The organism is Streptomyces capoamus (assembly GCF_014654935.1).
Classification (GTDB): Bacteria; Actinomycetota; Actinomycetes; order Streptomycetales; family Streptomycetaceae; genus Streptomyces; species Streptomyces capoamus.
Window position 1 is genome coordinate 4679 of sequence record NZ_BNBF01000056.1, and the last position, 2996, is coordinate 7674.

Here is a 2996-nt window from a genome sequence, read left to right on the forward strand (position 1 = left end):
GCCGGAGCGGTCCCAGACCGACGTCCACGGTGATCTGTTCGCCGCCGAGGAAGAGCAGCGCATCGTCACAGCGCATTTGAGCTGCCATGCCCCCGTCCTGTCGCGGGTGCTCCGTGCCCCTCGGCCACCTGGTCGGGTGCACCATGCATGATTCCCATTTGTCTGGGTATCACCCGATTAGCAATCTCCGCGGCAGACAGCGAGGCCTTGCCAGGCCCTGCCCATCAGCGACCGTAAGCGACCGCTGAGAAAGGAGACCACCATGATCGCCCTTGGCGTCATCCTGCTCATCGTCGGGTTCGTCCTGCACATCGGCATCCTGTGGACGATCGGCATCCTGTGGACGATCGGCATCATCCTTCTCGCGATCGGGCTCATCCTGTTCGTCCTCGGCTCCATCGGCCACGCCGTCGGAGGCCGGCGCCACTACTGGTAGGCGCAGCGCCTGACTGAGGCCCCGCCCGGCATGGCCCATGCGAGGTTCGCCGGGGTAAACGCGCTGGGGGTCGCCCTGCGCACGAAAGGGGGTGCGGTGGTCGGCGCGCCTGCATGGCTGTTCAGGCAGGGTCACCGGGTAGCAATACCGTATGCCTGAAATATAATGTTATGGCCGATTGAGGCTGGATCGGATGGTTGGTGTGACGATCCCCGGCCGCCATCGAGGGGCTGCCCGATGGCGGCCGGTGGATGACCATCTCAATCACAGCGCCCGCCACCGCCAACGGCGAGATCCAGCATGAAGCCCCGGACGAAGATGTCTTGGGCTTCCTTGCGTTTACTGCCGGGTCGCGCCTGCGACTACAGCAGCGGGCGAGGAGAGGTGGCGCTGCCGGGGTCGTCGGCCAGGGCGAGCGGTGATCCGTTTGCCGACCACCTCGCGCTGCGCCTGAAAGCCGTGCGCGACGGCCATCACGATCTCCAGACCGTGTTGTCCGACCCGGCCCGCGTCCGCGGCCCGGGCAACGGGAAGGACCGGGTCGGAGTCCCACACCTCGATTACGACCCGGCCGCCGTCGATGCGCAGATCGAGTAGGACGGGGCCGGGTGCGTACTTGCGGGCGTTGGTGACCAGCTCGCTGACCACCAACTGCGTGAGGTCCACGGCGCGTAAGGAGACGGACAGGCCGTGTTCGGCTCGGACGCGGGTGAGGAAGTCGGCCGCCAGGTGGCGGGCCTGGGCAATAACCGTGCCGTCGCCGTCCAGGGCCACGGTTGCCTGTATGGCCCGGCTGCCGGGCATGGAGCCGTCCTCACCTGCGGGCGTCGAGTCCATCCAAGCCGCCTTCACCATGCGATCACGCCTCGCGCGTACCCGCGCTGATGTGAACGATGCTGGTCCGCCTGGGCACCGCTGACCCCTTTTCTGGCCGCGTCACGGCGCTGCTCGGTGCCGGGGAAGGGGGTGTGCCGAGGCCCGGGCGGGGTGTGTCGTCGACAAACTCGCCCAGCATCTGATCAGCACCGGATCATGACCACCCCAGCACAACCCGCGCGGCGTTCAGGGCAGCCCGGACAGGAGCCGGGCGAGGTGCGTGTGGCTGTCTAGCTCGTCGAAGATCCACACGGCGAAGCCCGCCAGGGCTGCCGCAGGGAGAGGGTCGGCAGGCGGCTGGCCGAAGGAGCGGGCCACCTGCCTTCGGCAGCTCGTTGCCGTCGGCCAGAGCCTTCTGTCCCGCCGGAGTCAGGTTCCAGATCGGGTGCCGTCCAGCCTTGCCGTTCGTCTCCGCCAGCCCGAGCTCCGCCAGCTTGTTCATCGCCCTGCGCACGTACGAGCACCTTCAACAGATCCAGCATCCTCTCCTCGGCCAGCCCGGCGCCCTCGGCCCAACGCCTGCTTAGCGGAGAACCCCGAAAAACCCTCCTCGGTCGCTGCTTCATATCGCGTCCGAAAGCAGTTGAGGTGAGTCCGGACTAAGTTGCGGCGTACCAGCTCAGAGGATCTCACATCAGAGAAACAGCAGGTCAGACACTCCAGAGAGTTGTTCGGCTTTTGTTGAGACGCCGCAGGCCAGAGGCTCTGAAGCAGCCGGCGCAGGCTTTACCTACTGCTGGTCGTGACACGTGGGCCGAGGACAGGGACGCCGCCTTCTACGTGGCGCTCTACCTGCGCGCCGCGCAGTACTCCCTGCACCACGACTGCCCGATGACCTACGCCTAAGCCACGACGGCAGCCCGACCGGCCCAGAGAGGCCGTATACGGGTCCGGGTCAGGGCCGGGGGCCGTGTCCGCCGCGAGCCCGAGGCTCCACTCCGCGGCCCGCTCGGCCGCCTTCCTCCAGCGCCTTGCGCTCCTCCTGGCGGGCGCGCTCGGCCGCCTCAGCCTCCCACTGCGCCGGCAGCGCCAGCGCCTGTTCCACCGTGAAGCCCTTCGGCGCCAGTGTCATCGGCAGGCGCTGGATCTCCGAGGCCTTCGACAGGTCACCGCCGAGCTGCTGGGTAAGCCAGACGGCTGACGCCGGGCCGGACTCCGCCCGCCGCCCGCACCGGCCGGCAGCCGCCGACGCGGTAGCCGTCCAGGGCTTGCTCGCGCCGGATCCCCTGCCTTGGCCGGAGTGGCCCCCCCGGGCGGCCGCCCCCCGGCACCTCCGACTGCCCCGGATCACCCGCGCGGGTTTCACCGGTCGAAGCCGAGCTGTTCGACGTCGGTGAACTCCACCAGCAGTCCGGCCGCGCAGCGGCCGCCGTCAGGGAAGTACACCTCTGCCGGGGCCTCAGCGGTCAGGGCACGCAGCTGATCCTCATTGGCCCCTGCGTGCTGGGCATCGACGAGCCGGGAGGCCTGGCTGGGGGGCGGGGTGAGGGCACGGAGCGGATGTGGCCGGTCCCCGCAGCTTCAAGAGAGCGCAGGGACCCTTTTTCTGACAGGCGCTGGGACCAGTCGGCCGCCACCTCTGCGGCGGCACGGGTCAGTACTCACCACACGTGGCAGCTGCTCCGACTGGCAGATCGTGCTCAGCGAGATTCGTCGTAGGGGTCGCGGCTGCCGGACTTGGCCA

At 68.6% G+C, this 2996-nt stretch carries 3 protein-coding genes; 1 reads left to right on the forward strand and 2 read right to left on the reverse strand.

From position 1 onward, the window contains the following. Positions 1-262 precede the first annotated feature (262 nt). The gene (locus IE312_RS37615; protein WP_189986801.1) at positions 263-436 is read left to right on the forward strand and encodes a DUF6131 family protein; all 174 of its coding nucleotides are present in this window, start codon (positions 263-265) and stop codon (positions 434-436) included. Positions 437-775: 339 nt separating this feature from the next. Here IE312_RS37615 and IE312_RS37620 read toward each other — a convergent pair whose 3' ends face one another. Both IE312_RS37620 and IE312_RS37625 read right to left on the reverse strand, forming a co-directional pair. Further along, positions 776-1273, reverse strand: coding sequence for an ATP-binding protein (locus IE312_RS37620; protein WP_229900936.1), 498 nt, complete (start codon positions 1271-1273; stop codon positions 776-778). Between the two features lie 934 nt (positions 1274-2207). After that, complete coding sequence (locus IE312_RS37625; protein ID WP_189986802.1) at positions 2208-2384, reverse strand: hypothetical protein; 177 nt, start codon at positions 2382-2384, stop codon at positions 2208-2210. Positions 2385-2996 lie beyond the last annotated feature (612 nt).